General features: G+C 46.0%; 20 protein-coding genes and 1 tRNA gene. 7 read left to right on the top strand and 14 right to left on the bottom strand.

Annotated features, from left to right (window positions below; genetic code table 11):
• Positions 1–234: 234 nt before the first annotated feature.
• Complete coding sequence (locus tag V7L07_RS30110; protein WP_442936096.1) at positions 235–1,179, bottom strand: AraC family transcriptional regulator; 945 nt, start codon at positions 1,177–1,179, stop codon at positions 235–237.
• A 233-nt stretch (positions 1,180–1,412) separates the two neighbouring features.
• Here V7L07_RS30110 and V7L07_RS30105 point away from each other — a divergent pair, with 233 nt between their 5' ends.
• From V7L07_RS30105 to V7L07_RS30085, 5 genes are all read left to right on the top strand, one after another.
• The gene (locus V7L07_RS30105; RefSeq protein ID WP_335062949.1) at positions 1,413–1,832 is read left to right on the top strand and encodes a (R)-mandelonitrile lyase; all 420 of its coding nucleotides are present in this window, start codon (positions 1,413–1,415) and stop codon (positions 1,830–1,832) included.
• Positions 1,833–1,879: 47 nt separating this feature from the next.
• On the top strand, positions 1,880–2,920 hold the full coding sequence (locus V7L07_RS30100) for a zinc-dependent alcohol dehydrogenase family protein (RefSeq protein ID WP_335062947.1): 1,041 nt from the start codon (positions 1,880–1,882) through the stop codon (positions 2,918–2,920).
• Between the two features lie 24 nt (positions 2,921–2,944).
• A complete protein-coding gene (locus V7L07_RS30095; RefSeq protein WP_335062945.1) occupies positions 2,945–3,928 on the top strand; it encodes an aldo/keto reductase in 984 nt (327 codons plus the stop codon).
• A 51-nt stretch (positions 3,929–3,979) separates the two neighbouring features.
• Positions 3,980–4,759, top strand: a complete 780-nt coding sequence (locus tag V7L07_RS30090) for a carboxymuconolactone decarboxylase family protein (RefSeq protein ID WP_335062944.1) — start codon at positions 3,980–3,982, stop codon at positions 4,757–4,759.
• Between the two features lie 73 nt (positions 4,760–4,832).
• Positions 4,833–5,840: an aldo/keto reductase gene (locus tag V7L07_RS30085; protein WP_335062942.1), complete on the top strand. Its 1,008-nt coding sequence runs from the start codon at positions 4,833–4,835 to the stop codon at positions 5,838–5,840.
• 121 nt (positions 5,841–5,961) lie between these two features.
• Here the strand turns inward: V7L07_RS30085 and V7L07_RS30080 are convergent, their stop codons facing one another.
• The 6 genes from V7L07_RS30080 to V7L07_RS30055 form a co-directional block, all read right to left on the bottom strand.
• Positions 5,962–6,102: a hypothetical protein gene (locus V7L07_RS30080; protein WP_335062941.1), complete on the bottom strand. Its 141-nt coding sequence runs from the start codon at positions 6,100–6,102 to the stop codon at positions 5,962–5,964.
• A 664-nt stretch (positions 6,103–6,766) separates the two neighbouring features.
• Positions 6,767–7,207, bottom strand: coding sequence for a hypothetical protein (locus tag V7L07_RS30075; RefSeq protein ID WP_335062983.1), 441 nt, complete (start codon positions 7,205–7,207; stop codon positions 6,767–6,769).
• Positions 7,208–7,290: 83 nt separating this feature from the next.
• A complete protein-coding gene (locus tag V7L07_RS30070) occupies positions 7,291–8,145 on the bottom strand; it encodes a DUF72 domain-containing protein (RefSeq protein WP_335062940.1) in 855 nt (284 codons plus the stop codon).
• A gap of 148 nt (positions 8,146–8,293) precedes the next feature.
• Positions 8,294–8,941, bottom strand: a complete 648-nt coding sequence (locus tag V7L07_RS30065; protein WP_334774975.1) for a pentapeptide repeat-containing protein — start codon at positions 8,939–8,941, stop codon at positions 8,294–8,296.
• A 190-nt stretch (positions 8,942–9,131) separates the two neighbouring features.
• A complete protein-coding gene (locus tag V7L07_RS30060) occupies positions 9,132–9,626 on the bottom strand; it encodes a hypothetical protein (RefSeq protein WP_335062938.1) in 495 nt (164 codons plus the stop codon).
• An 805-nt stretch (positions 9,627–10,431) separates the two neighbouring features.
• A complete protein-coding gene (locus V7L07_RS30055; RefSeq protein ID WP_335062936.1) occupies positions 10,432–10,590 on the bottom strand; it encodes a hypothetical protein in 159 nt (52 codons plus the stop codon).
• Here V7L07_RS30055 and aroF point away from each other — a divergent pair.
• Both aroF and V7L07_RS30045 read left to right on the top strand, forming a co-directional pair.
• The gene (aroF, locus tag V7L07_RS30050) at positions 10,589–11,458 is read left to right on the top strand and encodes a 3-deoxy-7-phosphoheptulonate synthase (RefSeq protein ID WP_335062934.1); all 870 of its coding nucleotides are present in this window, start codon (positions 10,589–10,591) and stop codon (positions 11,456–11,458) included. The genes V7L07_RS30055 and aroF overlap by 2 nt on opposite strands.
• A gap of 317 nt (positions 11,459–11,775) precedes the next feature.
• Positions 11,776–12,051, top strand: a complete 276-nt coding sequence (locus V7L07_RS30045; protein WP_335062932.1) for a transposase — start codon at positions 11,776–11,778, stop codon at positions 12,049–12,051.
• A 31-nt stretch (positions 12,052–12,082) separates the two neighbouring features.
• On the opposite strand, the gene dusB is transcribed toward V7L07_RS30045, so the two are convergent.
• The 7 genes from dusB to V7L07_RS30010 all read right to left on the bottom strand — a co-directional run bounded on the left by dusB (position 12,083) and on the right by V7L07_RS30010 (position 18,554).
• The gene (gene dusB / locus V7L07_RS30040) at positions 12,083–13,138 is read right to left on the bottom strand and encodes a tRNA dihydrouridine synthase DusB (RefSeq protein WP_335062930.1); all 1,056 of its coding nucleotides are present in this window, start codon (positions 13,136–13,138) and stop codon (positions 12,083–12,085) included.
• A gap of 268 nt (positions 13,139–13,406) precedes the next feature.
• Positions 13,407–14,219 (bottom strand): carbon-nitrogen hydrolase family protein, encoded by an 813-nt coding sequence (locus tag V7L07_RS30035; RefSeq protein ID WP_334698701.1) that lies wholly within the window; start codon positions 14,217–14,219, stop codon positions 13,407–13,409.
• 736 nt (positions 14,220–14,955) lie between these two features.
• Positions 14,956–15,279 carry a thioredoxin gene (trxA, locus tag V7L07_RS30030; RefSeq protein WP_179068773.1) on the bottom strand — a complete coding sequence of 108 codons (324 nt, stop codon included), beginning with the start codon at positions 15,277–15,279 and terminating at the stop codon, positions 14,956–14,958.
• A gap of 364 nt (positions 15,280–15,643) precedes the next feature.
• Positions 15,644–16,807 (bottom strand): GuaB3 family IMP dehydrogenase-related protein, encoded by a 1,164-nt coding sequence (locus V7L07_RS30025; protein WP_335062928.1) that lies wholly within the window; start codon positions 16,805–16,807, stop codon positions 15,644–15,646.
• A gap of 472 nt (positions 16,808–17,279) precedes the next feature.
• Entirely contained in the window at positions 17,280–17,849 is a 570-nt protein-coding gene (locus V7L07_RS30020) for a YdcF family protein (protein ID WP_334708495.1), read from the bottom strand.
• A 426-nt stretch (positions 17,850–18,275) separates the two neighbouring features.
• Entirely contained in the window at positions 18,276–18,407 is a 132-nt protein-coding gene (locus V7L07_RS30015) for a hypothetical protein (protein ID WP_335062926.1), read from the bottom strand.
• Positions 18,408–18,480: 73 nt separating this feature from the next.
• A tRNA-Arg gene (locus tag V7L07_RS30010) sits at positions 18,481–18,554 on the bottom strand.
• Between the last annotated feature and the right edge of the window lie 18 nt (positions 18,555–18,572).

Raw genomic sequence — 18,572 nt, 5'->3', positions numbered from 1 at the left:
TGAAGTTGAGTACTCAGTACTTTCGCATTTAGGCTTTTGCGCCGAGGCACTTGGCACTCAGCACTCTTCATACTGGACTCTGTGTTGAGTGTGGAAATCTTAACTTCAGCAAGCGTCAGTAAATTGCTGATTTAGGAACTTCCAAATAAAAAAATAATCAATCGTTTTGGGGAGACTTGGGAGAGATATTGCTACCTTGTCCCCCTTGTCCGCAACAGTTTTCTGAATTCTTCTTCAATACGTTGAACTAGCAGTCTCCCTAGCAGTTTCTCGCAGCCGCTCCACATCGCGCATCGGTGGCGCACCAAAGAGCCGCTTATACTCCCGGTTGAAGTGCGAGGCATCGTCATACCCCACTCGATAGGCAGCACTGGTAGCGTCAAGGTTTTCCCCCAGCATCAGACGGCGAGCCTCTTGGAGCCGCAGTTGCTTCTGGAACTGCAAGGGACTCATTGCCGTGACAGACTTGAAGTGATGGTGAAAGCCCGAAACACTCATTCCCATCTCTCGGGCGATGTTTTCAATCCGAAGCGGCTCGTTAAAGTCTTTACGAAGTCGCTCAACGGCTCTGGCAATATGGTAGGTATAGCCACCCAGAACTGCAATATGACGGAGCCGATTACCTTGCTCTCCCATCAAGAGTCGGTAAATGATTTCCCGCTTAATCAGTGGTGCGAGAACATGAGCTTCAGCAGGGGAATCTAAAAGCCTGACAAGCCGCACCACAGCGTCCAACAGATTTGCATTCAACGGACTTACGTCAATCGCTTTCACATCACCACGGTTGCGCGATGAGGGATACCCTGCCTCGACCATCACTGAGCCAACGAGGGTGGGGTCGAGATCCAGGCGCAGGCTCAGGTACGGTTGTGCCTTGGACGCTTCTAGAATTTGGCTGACAATCGGCAGTTCAACCGTAGCTAGCAGATAATGCATCGGGTCATACTGATAGCGATCGCTACCCAAAAGAACTTCTTTGCTGCCCTGAGCGATCGCACAAAAGGCAGGGATAGAGACACTATGAAGGCATTCCGAAGGCGAGGAGGCGCGGTTAAAGTGCAATCCTTTCAGAGGCTCAATCGTCCCATCCTGACGAATTGCCTGTGCAATCCGCTCAGTCAGTTCGTCTCTGTGGGCTTGCGCTCTGTCTGCCTCGCGCTTTGCCTGCGGGTCGTTCATTAAATTGATCTTGGCAGCGTTCATTTCTAAGTTTGCAGGATTGTACAACAATCTTAGACTATCGTCCTATTGCTTGCCCTTCAAAATGCCTAAGATGAAGCTAAAGCAAGGAAAAATGATTTCAGCTTCTTGTAAAGATTCTGGATTTTTATTCAAGATAAAACTCAGTTTTGATTGGGCAAGAGACTTGCCTACTAGCCATCGAAATGGCATCAAGTAAAGGAATTAAGAAAATGGACATCAAAAGAAGTGGCTCACAGCCTTCCGCCAAAGGGCCGGCTGAATATTTTACCGGCACTGTCCGCGTTGACCCCCTGTTCGAGGCACACGATCCAGCACGCACGTCTGGCGCTAGTGTCACATTTGAACCTGGCGCTCGGACAGCATGGCACACCCACCCGTTGGGACAAACCCTAATCGTGACAGCTGGCTCTGGCCTTGTACAACGCTGGGGCGGCGCGATTGAGGAAATTCGACCGGGAGACACAATCTGGATATCGCCAGGTGAGAAGCATTGGCATGGTGCTACAGCAACCACATCCATGACGCACATCGCCATTCAGGAATGGCTTGATGGTAAGCCCGTAGACTGGCTGGAAAAGGTCAGCGACGAGCAGTATGAAGGAATGAAGATTCCGGCTCCAGACTCGTAACTGACAAACAAAGGCAAGCATTAGTTTTTCACTTTGGAGATTATTCTATGAAAGCAACCGTTTACTATGCCCCTGGTGATGTCCGGGTTGAGAATGTTCCCGACCCCGTAATTCAACAGCCCACAGATGCCATTGTCCGAATTACTCACGCCTGTATTTGCGGATCTGACCTGTGGTTCTATCGAGGTGAGCAAGAGTGGCAACCAGGTTGGCGAACAGGACATGAATGGATGGGAATTGTGGAAGAGGTTGGTTCTGAGGTTCGCACTCTCAAAAAAGGCGATCGCGTCCTCGCTCCCTTTGCGTTTTCCGATGGTACCTGTGAATTCTGCCATAAAGGAATTCAAACCTCTTGCGTACATGGTGGTTTTTGGGGGGGAAGCACAAACGATGGTGGACAAGCCCAAGCCATCCGTTCGCCCTTGGCCGATGGCACATTAGTCGTCATTCCCAAAGCCGTTGAAAATGATGATGACCTCCTCACCGCCATTTTGCCGCTTACCGATGTTATGTCTACCGGACATCATGCTGCTATCTCAGCAGGTGTCCGCACAGGTAGCACAGTTGCAGTCGTTGGTGATGGGGCTGTGGGTTTATGTGGCGTGCTTGCCGCCAAACGCCTCGGTGCTGAACGCATCATTATTTTAGGGCGACACGCATCGCGGCTGGAGATTGCGCGACGTTTTGGTGCAACGGATGTTGTCAGCAGTCGAGGGGAAGAAGCGATCGCCGCAGTACAGGAGATAACTCAGGGCGGCGCAGAGTCAGTACTGGAGTGTGTGGGCAGTGAGTCTTCAATGACAACAGCGATCGGCATTGCGCGTCCTGGTGGAGCGATCGGGTATGTGGGTGTGCCACACGGTAGCGGCCACAATTTCAATCTGGGTCGTTTATTTAGACAAAACATCACCTTACGAGGCGGGGCTGCCCCTGCCCGTGCTTACATTCCAGAATTGCTAGCCGATACGGTAGCAGGCAAACTCAACGCCTCTGCTGTTCTCGATTTAACCGTTGATCTCGATGATGTCCCCAAAGGGTATGCCTCAATGGATAGTCGAGAAGCGATCAAAGTCATGGTACGACCTTAATTCTCAAACACAGGAGTTCAAAAAATGCAAAAACGCAAACTTGGAAACAGTAATCTGGAAGTCTCGGCGATCGGGCTGGGCTGTATGGGGTTGAACCATGCCTACAGCCATACCCTCAGCAAGCAAGAAAGCATCTCTCTACTCCAAGCCGCAGTGGAGCGTGGTGTCACCTTCTTTGATACAGCCGAACTTTATGGGCCATTCACCAATGAAGAATTGGTAGGCGAAGCACTCAAACCTTACCGCGATCGCGTTGTCATTGCCACGAAGTTCGGCATCAAGGTACAGGACGGGAAGCAGGTGCAGAACAGTCATCCATCAGCAATCAGGGAATCCATAGAAGGTTCGCTAAAGCGCTTAAACACCGACGTGATTGATTTATACTATCAGCACCGTGTAGATACTCAAGTGCCGATCGAAGATGTAGCTGGAACCATCAAAGACTTGATCGGTGAAGGCAAAATCAAACATTGGGGGCTTTCAGAAGCGGGTGAACAGACTGTGCGCCGGGCGCACGCAGTCCAGCCGGTGACTGCCGTTCAGAGTGAGTACTCCCTGTGGTGGCGACGGCCGGAAGAAGCCTTACTGCCTGCCCTGGAAGAGTTGGGAATTGGTTTTGTGCCGTTTAGTCCTTTGGGTAAAGGCTTCCTGACAGGCAGTATCAGCAAGAACGCAAAATTCGACAAATCCGACTTCCGCAGCATTGTTCCCCGGTTTACGCCGGAGGCTCTTGATGCCAACCAGTCCTTGGTAGATTTGTTGAAAGAGGTGGCAAACCAGAAGAAAGCTACAGCAGCACAAATCGCCCTGTCCTGGATACTGGCGCAAAAACCGTGGATTGTGCCTATTCCCGGCACGACCAAATTGAGCCGCCTGGAAGAAAACATTGCGGCAGCAGATATCGAACTGACGCAGGACGAGTTGCAGAGCATCGACGAGGCATTGGCGCAAATTCCAGTGTCAGGCGATCGCTATCCAGAAGAGTTGGAAAAGCGCACGGGATTATAGACGGAATCGCCGACCATAGAATTTTAACCCAAATAAGGAGAGGAGGTGCGGATGACAAATACACAGCAGAAGGACTCTGTAAGGATAAGTGAAGCGGCATATAAAAACCATGAAGAACTCTTTCCAAACCACAAATCGACCCTGAAAGTAACCGACCCTGAACTGATCGAAGTCTTTGACAACTTCGCCTTCGACGAAGTAATTGCTCTTAGCAAGCTGGATACAAAGACAAGAGTCGTGCTGATTTTGGCATCTATCATCGGTAGCCAGGCAGTCAGCGAATACAGGGTGATGGTGGACGCTGCGCTCAATGTCGGAGTAACGCCGATTGAAATCAAAGAGATCCTGTATCAGTCAGTACCCTACGTGGGTATGGCGAAAGCATTTGATTTCGTTCATGCCACTAATGAAGTGATGTCCAGCAGGGGCATTCAATTACCTTTAGAAGGGCAATCGACCACTAGCCCGGAAACACGCTACGACAAAGGGCTGGCAATACAGAAAGCTGTGTTCGGCGAGAGTATCGATCAAATGTATGAGCGATCGCCTAAAGACCAACTGCACATTCAAAGATTTCTGTCTGCCAATTGCTTTGGCGATTATTACACCCGCAATGGCGTAGACATCAAAGTCAGGGAGCTGATCACACTGTCTATCCTCATTGCTCTGGGTGGGGTTGAATCACAGATCAAGGGGCACATTCAAGGCAACCTGAATATCGGCAACGGCAAAGACATACTACTGGATCTGATTACACAATTGTTGCCCTGGGTGGGATATCCCCGAACACTGAATGCGTTGAAATGCCTGAATGAAGTGGCGACGGAGTAATGGCGATGATAACGATTGACTAGCGAAGAATATGTTCTCACATTCCTTTAAATCAAAGATAGGAGTTCAAAAAATGCAAAAGCGCAAACTTGGACACAGCAATTTGGAAGTCTCGGCGATCGGTCTGGGCTGTATGGGCATGAGCTTTTCTTATGGCCCACCCAAAGACATACAGGAGATGACCGCCCTTCTGGGGGCTGCCGTCGATCGCGGCGTGACATTCTTTGACACCGCCGAAGTCTACGGCCCGTTCACAAACGAAGAGCTTGTGGGCGAAGCCCTCGCTCCCTTCCGTGGGCAAGTGATCATTGCCACCAAATTCGGGTTTGACCTGAGTCCTAATTCCGATCCCCGTGGGATGAAGGGTGCGCCTGCGCTGAATAGCCGACCAGAACAGATCAAGCAGGCCGTGGAGGGTTCACTCAAGCGACTCAAGATCGAAACAATCGACTTGCTCTATCAGCACCGAGTTGACCCGAACGTGCCGATCGAAGACGTAGCAGGAGCGGTGAAGGAACTGATTCAGGAAGGTAAGGTGAAGCACTTTGGACTCTCGGAAGCAGGAGTGCAAACGATTCGTCGCGCCCACACGGTTCAGCCGGTCACTGCTCTCCAGAGCGAATACTCGCTGTGGACGAGAACTCCTGAAAAGGAAGTGATACCGACCCTTGAGGAACTCGGAATCGGCTTTGTCCCGTATAGCCCTCTGGGTAAGGGTTTTCTCACTGGCAAGATCGACGAAAACGCGACCTTCGACAGTTCCGACTTTCGCAGCACCTTGCCTCGCTTCACGCCAGAGGCTCTCAAGGTGAATCAGGCCTTGATTAATCTGCTCGGCAGCATCGCCGAACAGAAGCAGGCGACACCGGCTCAAATTGCGATCGCCTGGCTATTAGCCCAGAAGCCGTGGATCGTGCCAATCCCAGGAACCACGAAGCTGCATCGCTTGGACGAAAACATCGGCGCAGTATCAGTTGAACTCACGCCCGACGATCTGCGTGATATCGATGACGCCGCCTCCAAGATCGAGGTGCAAGGAGCTAGATACCCCGAAAAGCTGGAGCAAATGACCGGTCGTTGAGTGGTAAAAAATGTGTTCTACAGTTCAGAATGAGCAACAAAACACTTGTAGAGACGGCGATTTATCGCGTCTCGAAAACCCAAAATTGTTGCCAGTAGCCCTTAACCCAAGTGTATTGTTCTTAGCTAAGAAACCTAGAATAATCAAGTTTTCCCTCAGCCAAAGCCTGTTGCACAACACAATCCGGTTCGTTATTATGCTGACAATTGCGGAAATGGCATTCTTGTGCCAAGGTTTCGATGTCTGCAAAAGTTTCTTGCAAACCTAGTTTTCATGTATCTGAACCACATCTGTCATCAGGGCACAGCATTGCTCAAGCAATGCTCATTGGTGTCTACTTTTGCCCTGGCGAATTCCATTAGACTGTTGGCAATACTTGTCGGTTAACGGGAAAAGGGAAATGGGAAAGGGGAAAGAAAAAACCTTTAACCTTTACCCTTTAACCTTTTCCCAAAACCAAATTCCAGTTTAAAATCCTTAACCAAGCAGTATTGAGACTGTTGGCGAATTAATAGGGGGTCTAACCCATTATTATCTATTGCTCTTGATTTCCCTGATTTGAGTCCGTTTCAACGGACTTGAGCTATTAGCCCGAAATTTATTTCAGGGCGGGAAAGGAACGCCAAACCAAGGTTTTAGGGGTGAGGGGTCAAACAAGAGAGAGAATTGACCAACAGTCGAATGACACTAAGTTAAGACACAGCCCTTGCCCTAACTGGTTCCCAGCCTCCAGGCTGGGAACGAGGCTACACAATCTTTCTAGCTTTTCTTAGTGCCATTCGACCAACAGTCTTATGGAATTCGCGGCTACACTGGCATTGTCCGCCTCCGAGGACTAAGGTCAAATCAAGGTTTTGAAACCCAGGATCGGTAGCTTTTGTTTGTGTAGATGCGGTTTCTAACCGCCCGTTTCACTTCTACCTTTTTCAAATAGCTCTTTGCCCCACATATCGCCCATCAAATCCCTGCTTAATCCAACTCAGACATTCATATTCTGATTTGAATAACTTTGGAGCTGCAATATTATTCAATAACTCTGGTGGGTAATGGTCATAAAAATATTTGTCTTCTTCTTGAAAGATAATAATCAAATTGTTTCGGTAAATGTAGCGAGACTTAAAACTATCTCCCCGATGAACAAACTCCGAATTTTGATCGATATGCTCTTTAGCAATATCAATGATGTTACTAATGCCGCTTCCATAAAGACCTACTGGGTTTTCTACTTTATGAAATTTGCTCCTGTGAGCAATTTCAGATATTAATTTATACGAATAAATCTCGTAATTATCTGCTTTGCTAAAAACAAATGGAATTATAAGATATCCTTTATATGAGACTGAATTTTCATAAAGAAGACGACTCATCTCAACCTCCTTTGGTAAAACTGCTTTTAAAAAACTCGCTTTCATATAAAAGTGTTACAACACCAATTATGTACTAAATATACTCACCATAAACTGAGTTGATTGGGGGGATGCTCAAGGTTATTCCAAGGTAGGGGTGGAACTGATGTTCCCCTTTGTTCCAATAGCTGTTGGAAGTGACGGGCTGTGCTGGGCGATCGCGCTTCTATTGGACAATGGACAAAGAAATAAATTCGCACTCCCATCTCTAACCATTGCTGAATCTGTCTTACCCACTCTTCCATAAATGGCTGATTCACTGATAAATTCGGATGAGAAATAAACCGAATCAAAGTAAAAGGTGCTGTCACACTCAATTGCAACGGTAATTTGGGTTTACGTCGTTCCGATTGCAATTGTGGGTCATCATCTCCAGTATAAATGGGGCGCGAATCTAATAATACTCGTCCTACACTTAACTTTTTTAAAAGTGCTGTCAAATTACTAGCATGGGGTTCCCGGAACCAGTCGGGATGCCGAACTTCCAGCGCTAGGGGTGCTTCTGTATGCGGCCAAGCTTCCAGAAAGTTGGTCAAATCGTCAAGTAATGCAGGTGCATAACTAGGTGGTAACTGAGCAAAGATTGGGCCAAGATGCTTACCTAAAGGGCGCATCCCCTCCAGAAATTTTAAAGCCGCCGGAATATAAGGTTGTAGCAAACCTTGATGGGTAATATCTCGTGGTAATTTTAGGCAAAATTCAAAACCTGCTGGTGTTTCGGCAGCCCAACGGGTTACAGTTTCTTGGTTAGGCACGGCATAAAAAGTGGTGTTACCTTCTACAGTGGTGAAGCGACGACTGTAGAGATGGAGAAAATCGGCAGTGCGAGTGCCTTGGGGATAGAGTTCGCCCACCCAACCTTTATATGCCCAAACTGCACAACCGATAAAAAAGTTCACAGTGCCTAAAAGCCTTGATGTATAACATCCAATTTTACAAGCAGTTTGTTACTCAAAATGCCGTTTGCTTGTTTTCTCATTTCGGTAGATTCAGCAAGCAAACGGCAGATTGCTTTCTCATAGACTCGGTGTCATAAAGCAACCTTAGTTATTGGTAAATTGCACCATCAGGCATAATTGCTCCTGCTAAGTTAGTGCCAACTAGTTTAACCAGAAGGCGCTCACCAGAGCGAATCCGCGCTCCCGTCAAGTCGGCTCCTCGCAAGTCGGCCCCACTGAGATCCGCTCCAATCAAATTAGCAGCGCGTAAATTCGCCTCCCTGAGATCCGCTAAAAGTAGGTTTGCCCGAAATAAATTTGCTTCAGATAAATTCGCACCTCTAAGGTTGACTTTGTGCATAAAAGTATCACTGAGATTAGCACCACTCAAATTGGCATAACTCAGATTTCTGCCAGATAAGTCTTTATTGCTCAAATTTGCCCGACTATAGTCTTTGCCACTCAAGTCTGAGTTTTGCTTCGGTGGTTTCTGGGTTGTTGGAGATGGTTTTTCCTGTTGAGGTGGCGGTGAATTATGTGTGTTTTGATGTTTGGTTTTTAGAGAACGCAACTTTTCACGAGCTTCATTTATGGCTTTCAGCTTGTCTTGTGCTTTCTGCTGTAAACGGAGATTTTCTTTAGGAATGCGATCGGGATGCCAAACAAAGACTAAATCTTTGTAAGCCTGGTTCACTTCTTCAAGTGTTGCCCCAGGCTCTAATTCCAAAACTCTATAGTACCGCTCCAGATCGCTCATACGATATTTTGGTGGACAATCAACTTAATTATCAGTGATGGAGCCATCTATCCGCCGCATCTTTTGTTATTGTTTATGGGCATTGGGCATTGGGTATTGGGGACTGGGTATTGGGGACTGGGTATTGGGTATTAAGTAAGGTAAGAGTTGTTTTCCATTCGCTAGTCCCCAGTTCCTAGCCCCCAGTCCCTCATCTCCCCATCTCCCCATTCCTCCATCGTGCGATCGCTCTCAAATATGCTGCAACTGGAATCTGATAGACTTCAATAAAAATCCAAACAATAATTGATAGATGTGATAAAAAAGTTATTATCGTCCAAATATATGGCATCCAGGTTATGGGTTCCTTGAGATTAGCAGGAAAATAGTAAGCGACTATACCAATTAGAGTCGTGGGCAGAATTACAAAAACTGCTGCTGCTAGTCCATAACCCCAACCTAATTCCACACCTTCTAACTGGCCTTCTGTCCAACTTAAGCCATTCCAACGCCAAGTTAAAGGTGGTTGCCTAGAAGGCATCTTGATTTGCTGTAATTCTAAGTTGACTGTAAAAATCTCTTGACAAAAGTCACAAGCCATAGCTTCCATCAATGGCATGTGAGAAATCTTACCTATCCGACAGACTGGGCAGGGGTAAGCTCCATAATAGTCGAAAGATTGGGCTAAGATTTTGGAACTAGGCATAATCAAACTGATGATCCTAAAAATTTGATCTGGTCAATGAGGACTTTTGGTAAGAATAATAATGTATGGCGATTGTCAATTGTCTGCAATAAGCTTTCACAAGATAAGGTAATTAGTCAGGAGAATTATATGTTTTAACTTTTCAATCCTGGCTCCGTTAACTTCTGGTGGTTCGGAAATTTGTACAGAGCGTGATTTGGAATTTTGCAAAGTTTTACTAGTACAGCACGGCGGAAATAAACCACCCCTGACGCTCGATGACTCGCTAACGCTGCGCTAACGGGTGACGCTCGCAGGCTCGCTAACGCTGCGCTAACGGCAGTTCCTCATGGGGGAAACCCCCTTGGCGCTAGCCTCTCCCTTTGGGAGAAGACCGGACTGCCTCACCATTCCAAATCAATAAAACGCTTACGTCGTATTCATTTTTAATTTTTAATTTTTAATTCCGCCTTGCGGTACTAGTCTTGATCCCCACAGTTGTAATGAGTCTATCGCTTTTTTATAGTTTGTGGAGGTGTTGACACCGCTTATTCTTCCTGATAATCTTAAATTACATAGGTATAGTTTTTAGAATTTCCAGCAAAAGCCCCGCAAATGCTTAACACAAATTCCTATTTTTATTTTTGGTTTAGGGTGGTTCACCGGGAGTGAATTAAGTTTCCTAATGGAAACCCCCCCCGGTGAACCGCAGAGTGAACTCTGCGGTTTTTGTTTTTTTAAGGAGAATTTCATTGTCATGACTTATTTCAGTAGTTGGTTTTATGGCTTTTACTTTTGGCCCAAACTAAGTTCCGGGTAAATAGCGTCATGCCAATGAATCAGAACGCGCCCGGAACTCTTCAAAGGTTTCGGGCTTTTTTGTTGTTATCGGGGACTGGGGACTAGGGACTGGGAAAAAGTTTTCCAAATACCCAATACCCAATACCCAATCCCCAATCCCTAAGTTTTCAGGAGATAAAACCATGATTAATGCTAGACTTGCCGCACAATCTCATCCTAATCACCAGACGATCGTTAAAATTTCAGAAAAAGTCGCTTTCGGGGGTGAAGAACTCGTAATTATCGGCGGGCCCTGCACTGTTGAAAGTTTAGAGCAAATGGAGATCGTTGCCCAAAAGCTATCTACTGCATCAGTACAGGGGTTGCGTGGCGGTGTCTACAAACCCCGCACATCTCCTTACGCTTTCCAAGGTATGGGTGAAGCAGGATTAGAGATTTTGGCAAGGGTGCGATCGCATTACAATATGCCGATTGTCACTGAGGTGATGTCAATTTCCCAAATTGAAGTAGTGGCCGCCCACGCTGATATGCTTCAGGTTGGTAGCCGCAATATGCAAAACTTCGACTTGCTCAAAGCTTTAGGACAAGCTGGTAAACCAATACTACTCAAACGTGGTTTAGCAGCAACAATTGAAGAATTCATTATGGCTGCTGAATATATCCTTAGCCACGGGAATCCTGATGTGGTGTTATGCGAAAGAGGTATCCGCAGTTTCGACGATTACACCCGTAATGTCCTAGATTTAGGGGCAGTGGCAGCACTCAAGCAAATCACTCATCTGCCTGTAATTGTAGATCCTTCCCATGCCGTCGGTAAACGAGAGTTGGTAGCACCTATGGCTAGGGCTGCGATCGCTTGTGGTGCTGATGGATTAATTATTGAATGTCACCCGGAACCTGAAAAATCTGTTTCCGATGCCCGTCAAGCACTTTCTCTAGAAGATATGGTGCATTTAGTTAATAGCTTAAAGCCTGTGGCAACAGCCGTAGGACGCAGTATATCAGATGTCGGGGCAGGCTTGAAACCTGCCCCGATTTTTTGTGCGGCTTAAATTTCAGTGGGGGGCGATGGCTTGTATGTCTGAGTCCAAAAATTTCTTTTGGCTTAAAGACAAACAGCGATCGCTTTCGTAAAATGAAAAAGCAGCGGAGCAATACTGCGTAGGTTTTGGAATTTCTTGGTTGAGGCAAGCAAATCTTTAGCAGGGGGAGAAATGGAGACTGGCGTTGAGTTTTGCCTCCCCTGCCTCCCCTGCCCCCTGCCTCTTATCAATTTTTTAACTTTTACAGCAGAAGTCCCACATCTCACTAGACGGAGTGTGGGGACGCCAGTCGCCTGCGACGGGAAACCCGTCTACAGCGCTGGCTCATGAATGCGCGTGAGTTGTGGGGTCAATTTATTTCGATACTAACAGTCAAAGCCGAAAATGCTGGGCTGAAAGTAGTTGCTATAAGTCTAAACGGCACAAGCCTTGAATGCTCTAATTGTGGCACTAAGGTAATGAAGCCGCTATCAGAAAGAACGCACAATTGCCCTAATTGTAAGGTCAGTTTGTGCAGGGATCTGAATGCATCTCTTAACATAAAGGCGCGTGGGACGCACGCCCTAAAAGCTCAGATTATGTCTTCGTTGAAGAGTCTCTGAGAAGCCTACACCGACCTGTGGTGTAGGTACGTCACAGCATTACCAAACTACCTTGTGCTTCTTCTTCAAGTTCATAACCATTAGCCAATTTTTCAATTGTTTGGTCAATCATTGCCAAACCCTGATCTACTTTTTCAACTAAACTTAGCTGTCCTCGAAGTTCGGCAGCACCAACGAAACCTTTAGCATACCAAGTCATGTGCTTACGGGCTTGACGTACACCGCGATCGCCTTTATATTCCCACAAGGCTTGTAAATGATCTCTTGCACATTCCAAACGCTGAATTGGCGTAGGTTTCGGTAACATTGCCCCAGTTTTTAGGAAGTGATCGATTTCTCCCACCAAAAACGGATAACCCAAAGTCCCACGGGAACACATAACGCCATCAGCGCCAGTCTGTTCTAAACATCTCACCGCCGCTTCAACAGAAAAAATATCTCCGTTCCCAATCACTGGGATAGAAAGCACTTCTTTTACACGGGTAATCCATTCCCAACGGGCATTACCGTTGTAACCTTGGGCGCGAGTGCGTCCGTGTACCGTAATCATTTTTGCCCCGGCATCTTCCATCCGCTTGGCAAAATCGAGAATCGTAATTTCATTATCATTCCAGCCAATACGGGTTTTGACTGTCACAGGGACATCAACAGCTTTTACCACTTCCCGCACAATTGCTTCTGCTACTTCTGGTTGCCGCAATAACGAAGAACCGCCACCATTTTTAGTGATTTTATTTACCGGACAACCCATATTAATATCAACAGTATCAGCACCTTCGGCAACTGCCTTGATTGCTGCTTCTGCTAAGAAATCTGGACGACAATCAAATAGTTGAACGCTAATTGGGCGCTCATTTGGGTCTACCTCCATGATTTTGGGTAATTGCTTGACATAATGCAACCCCGTAGCATTCACCATTTCGGTATACATCATTGAATCTGGGGCATAGCGACGCACGATACGGCGAAACACCATATCTGTCACTCCAGATAGAGGCGACTGGAGAACCCGACTTTTTACCTCGAAGGAGCCAATCTTTAAGGGTTGGGAGAGTCTTGCTTGGAGAATGGGAGAGAGCGAAATCATACAAAAAATTAAAAATTATGCGGATGGAAAATAGCAGCAATGTTTAGGGGTATTTGTAATCACTGCCAATTTTAGGTTACGTATCCTGACTTGGAGGCTGTTTTTGCAAATTAATCAACTACTAGGAAGCCAGCCGCAAGAAATGATCAGTGCAGGTAAAGGGCATTGGGCATTGAAAAGAGACAGAGGGGCGGGGTGCTGCTATTGCTGAAGGGAAAACTTTTCTCCCCTGCCCCCTGCTCCCTGCCCCCCTGCTTCTTCCCAGTCCCTAGAACACCCGATGCTGTAAAGAGGGCATTTGACGGCGGACTTGTTCTAGCCTAGTAGGCTTGATTTCTGCGATCGCAATTCCCGGTTTTTCTCCAGCGTCGGCTAAAATTACACCCCAAGGGTCAATAATGACGGCGTGGCCGTGGGTTAGACGACGGCTGTAGTTATTCCCCGTTTGGGCAGGAGCGATGACGTAGGCGGTATTTTCGATGGCTCTGGCTTGTAGTAGTACTTGCCAGTGGTCTTTGCCTGTAAAGGCGGTAAAAGCGGCGGGAATAAAGATAACATCGGCTCCCTTATCTGCCAGATGACGATACAGTTCCGGGAAGCGGACATCATAACAAATAGAAAGCCCTAGATTACCGAGTTTTTCTGAAAAATAGACGGGGGGTAGTTGCGTACCAGCCACAACTGTGCTTGATTCGCGATAGGTGTTGCCGTCGGGGACATCAACATCAAATAGGTGTACTTTGTAGTAGCGGGCAAGTTCTTCACCGCTGGGATCGATGAGTAGAGTAGTGTTATAAACTTTGCCTGTATTATCTACTGGAAGTGGAAAGCTGCCGCCCAAGATCGTAATTTGAAAGCGTTGGGCCATTTTTTTGAGAAATTTTTCACTTTCAAGAGCGATCGCATCCCCTTGTGCGAGTTTATCTTTTTCTTCTCCCATATAGGAAAAGTTTTCTGGCAAACCCACCAATTCAGCACCTTGACGCACGGCAAGCTCTATTAATTCTTCTGCCTGTGCCAAATTTTTCTGTAAATCGGGCACACTGGTCAATTGAATAGCGGCGGCTAAATAAGACTTCATAGATTCAACAACGAACAGTTGATTTATGGGAGATAGATTATCAAAATATATCGCTACTTCAACATCCGTGGAACTTAATTAGAAATATATCAGTGTTGATTTTCTCTAACAGACTTGATTTTATTGCTGATTTTAATCTGTCTCTAAGTTCTAGCAAACTGAGCAAGATTGCAATTAGGTTGTGATCAAACCCTGATAAATAGCTGTCTGGCGTGAATATTTCTGTATTTATAGAGCAACTAAACACCATTTTGGATGGAAATCGTCTTGATGCCCTACCTTAGTGTGAATTCATCTGTCGCAATGATTTTTCAAATTGGTATAAATTTTTTCTTTATGGGGATTCTTAACTTTGAATGTTGAATCCAAAACTTACCCCGCTTGGAATACAATTATTTTGACTTTTGACCGAAAACGAAAACGATACAAGCCCCTAAATTTGTCTATGGGGATCATTAATTTTGAATTTTGAATTCGGAGCGTTCGCCCTTGGCGTCTCGTAGAGAAGCGACGTGACTTCCGCCTTGCGGTAGGTACTAGCGTATAAAAATTGGTAGTCCAGAAATTAGGGAATTGTTTTTGAGGTAGAAGACTCCTTAAAATCTTTTGAAACTGTATACAAATGTAAACAAGTCTGAGAGACGAGGAATTGGTGTCTCTCAAACTTGTTTATAAAAATTAACTTAAAGTTAGAAAAAAATGGATAACTCAAGAGGATTTTATTGCCGATTGAGTTTCAAAGATGCTTTTCGAGAGTGGAAGCTAATGTAGTTTTAGGCACGGCGCCGACCACCATATCGACTTTGTGTCCACCCTTAAAAATCATTAACGTGGGAATACTCCGGATGCCGTACTGACTAGCAACTTGAGGATTTTCATCTGTGTTGACTTTTACGACCTTTATTTGACCTTTGTACTGTTCGGAAATTTCATCGACAACAGGAGCTACCATACGGCATGGTCCGCACCAGGGTGCCCAAAAGTCCACTAAAACAGGTACATCGCTTTCGAGTACTTCTTGCTTAAAACTAGAATCGGTAACTTGTGCGGCTGCTGACATGCCTAAAACCTTCGCCAATAATATCTGAGCTTGGTGAAAATTCTACCATAGCAAAAACCTCAGCTTGGGAGTAGAGGATGTACATTTGCAAAGAAGCTCTAGAATTTATTTACAAACATAAGGAACCGCCCGAACAGTAGTCCGGGCGGAGTGTGGTGTGAGGAGTGAACGGAAACATGCGTCTCCGCTATCTCCATTGTAGGTGACATATCGGATTTTTCCAGCAATTGTTTGGGGGCTGGAAAAATTTATTGAAAAATTGGGCATTGGGCATGGAGAAGAGGCAGAGGGGCGGGGTGCGGGGGGCAGGGGGGAAAACTCTGCTCCCTTGCTTCTTCCCGGCTCCCTTATCTCCCCACTCCCTCTACTTACCCATACCTAATTGTTGAGCTTTTTGGTAAACTTTACCCTCGGTTAATAGGGAAGGCGCAATCACAACTTCGACTTGCTGCATTTCTTTAATATTTTTCGCTCCTAAGGTACCCATGCTCGTCTTTAAGGCTCCTACAAGGTTGTGAGTGCCATCATCTAGTCCTGCTGGCCCAAGGAGTATTTGCTCTAGGCTACCAGTGCTGCCAACGCGAATGCGGGTACCACGGGGCAAGACAGGGCTAGGAGTCGCCATACCCCAATGATATCCCCGCCCTGGGGCTTCTGTGGCTCTGGCAAAGGGGGAACCAATCATCACACCATCGGCACCACAGGCGATGCATTTGCAAATGTCGCCACCGGTGATTAAACCGCCATCAGCAATAATCGGGATATAGTTACCAGTTTCGTTGTAGTAATCATCTCGTGCGGCGGCACAATCAGCGATCGCAGTTGCTTGTGGCACACCCACACCTAACACCCCACGAGAAGTACAAGCCGCACCTGGCCCAATTCCCACTAGTATCCCAGCTGCCCCAGCTTTCAACAAATTCAAGGTAACTTCGTAAGTTACGCAATTCCCCAACACCACGGGGATGGGCATGGAACGGCAAAACTCTGCTAAATCAAGTGGTACTAAAGACTCTGGTGAAAGATGTGCAGTAGAAACGACTGTAGCTTGGACAAAAAATAAATCTGCCCCAGCTTTTGCCACCGCCTCACCGTATTTACTTGCACCGGCTGGAGTTGCACTTACCGCTGCAATGGCACCTTGTTGTTTAATTTCCTGAATACGTTGTTCAATTAATTCCGGCTTTATTGGTTCGGCATAGAGTTCTTGCATCAAGGCAACAAATTCATCTTTCCCTACAGAGGTAATTCGATCTAATATTGGCTCTGGGTCAGCATAGCGAGTTTGAATCCCCTCTAAATTGAGGACTCCTAATGCTCCTAACTGTGACAAACGTACAGCTACACGAACATCTACTACGCCATCCATTGCACTGGCAATTATCGGGATTTCTCGCTCAATATTACCAATACGCCACTTAGTATCTGCCAAACTAGGGTCTAGTGTTCTGTTACCGGGGGCTAGAGCTATTTCATCTATTCCGTAAGCTCTGCGAGCTGTTTTTCCCCGCCCAAGTTGAATTTCCACGCTTTAAATCTTCTCAAATCTGTTTAAGCTAGGGTATCAAATTGTGGGGGGAGTTGGAGCGTTTTTTTCCTGAACTACACTAGACATTTCCGAACTGTCTAAGCTGCGGCTCAAAACTTTGGTGGATGCAAAATACACACCAAGGAAGCAAATGAGGAAAAGTTGTTTATTTGTTTGACTAAGTTGATGCTAATAATCTTGACATTATAGCAATCCTATCTGAATTTTTGAAAATTCGTGGTTTCCAGATCCCCGACTTTTTAAAGAAGTCTGGGATCTAATTTTTCACGAATGATTTAGTAATGCTATATGTTCTGTTTCTTTGCTTGTCTTTACTTAGGTCAAGATCATCCAAATTTCCCTAAATGCCACCAAATTGGAATATTTTGCATCGTTTTAAAGCGATAAATCTTGAGATTCAGAAGATTTTAAAATCCAAAATCCAAAATCCAAAATCCAAAATTCATTTGATTTACCGTTTATTTTTAGCGGCATCAACGCCAGTGTAACCAGTTGCCAACCAAAGTATCGCTCTCGCCCCATCACGAACAGATTTTTCGATAGATTCAGGAGGTTTTTCTGAAGGAACTGGCACCGGTTTTAAATAAATACCCCGACTACCCAAAATAATTTCGCCGATGACACAGGCCCGGCGCATGTGGAAGTCTGAAGTAATCAAATAAACACTCTTGATGCCACGACGTTGCAAATCATCCACCAACGTAGTAAAATTAGTAACTGTATCTACTGCTTCGTAATCCAAGTGTAAACGTTTAGGATCGACACCAGCTTTGGTAAACACTCGTTGGGTGAATGTACGTGGACTACCGCCTGTAATCCAAATTGGTATATTTGGATGCTCGCGAACGAATTTTGCTGTAAACTTCTCTCGCTCTAAATGTTTCGTTGAACCACCCAACACTACAACTGCTTGCGGCTGCACAAATTGGTTTTGTACTTCTTTGTATCCCCACCAAATGATTAGCGGTAGGGCAAAAGCCGTAAAACGAAAAGATTTACCCGTAAAGATTAGCTTATTCAAGGCTCAATAACTTTATTTACTCAGTCCAAAATTTTCTCTGACTAGAAGAAAAAACAATTGATAGTAGAGTAGCAAACTTCCAAAGGATCTGCCCAAATATAAATTTGGTTGATTTTTGTCTTGCAGCGCGATTAAGCGTGCTTGAAGTTTTTCCTCTAATTGATGGATTATCCTAACCTGTCTCGGACGATTCATCAAAGGGTTGTAACCACTTTATATAGTGCTTCTCGTTTCAATGAGCCACAAGGTAGGGTAGCACAGTTACTTATAGCCGTTCTCGTTCACGTAAGTTACGTACACCCGTAGGAGCAAATTACATGAACATTGCTGTCAACATTAAGCTGAAACTCCTTTAAAACCTCGTTTCCAGCCGGAGGCTGGAATGCTGCTCCTGGTGGCTCTGCCGCCAGTAAGGGAGGCGGAGCCTCAACGACGGGCATTCCCAGTCGGAGACTGGGAACGAGGCAATCTAAAAGCTAGTTCTAGACTTACTTTCACGTTAAATTGACACCAATCTTCATGAATTGCCCCTACTTGCGATATAATTTTGTACCGCATCTGAGTGGGAACTGCTATATGCTACCCTACGAATCTTATATAGCTATATATATTAATAATCGCCTGAAGAAAACGGGACTGGTGCGACTTGAACGCACGACCTGACGCTTAGGAGGCGTCCGCTCTATCCAACTGAGCTACAACCCCAACTACGAAGCATATATA

Source organism: Nostoc sp. (assembly GCF_036916985.1).
Lineage (GTDB): Bacteria > Cyanobacteriota > Cyanobacteriia > Cyanobacteriales > Nostocaceae > Nostoc.
This window is presented reverse-complemented; position numbering and strand designations above follow the sequence as displayed.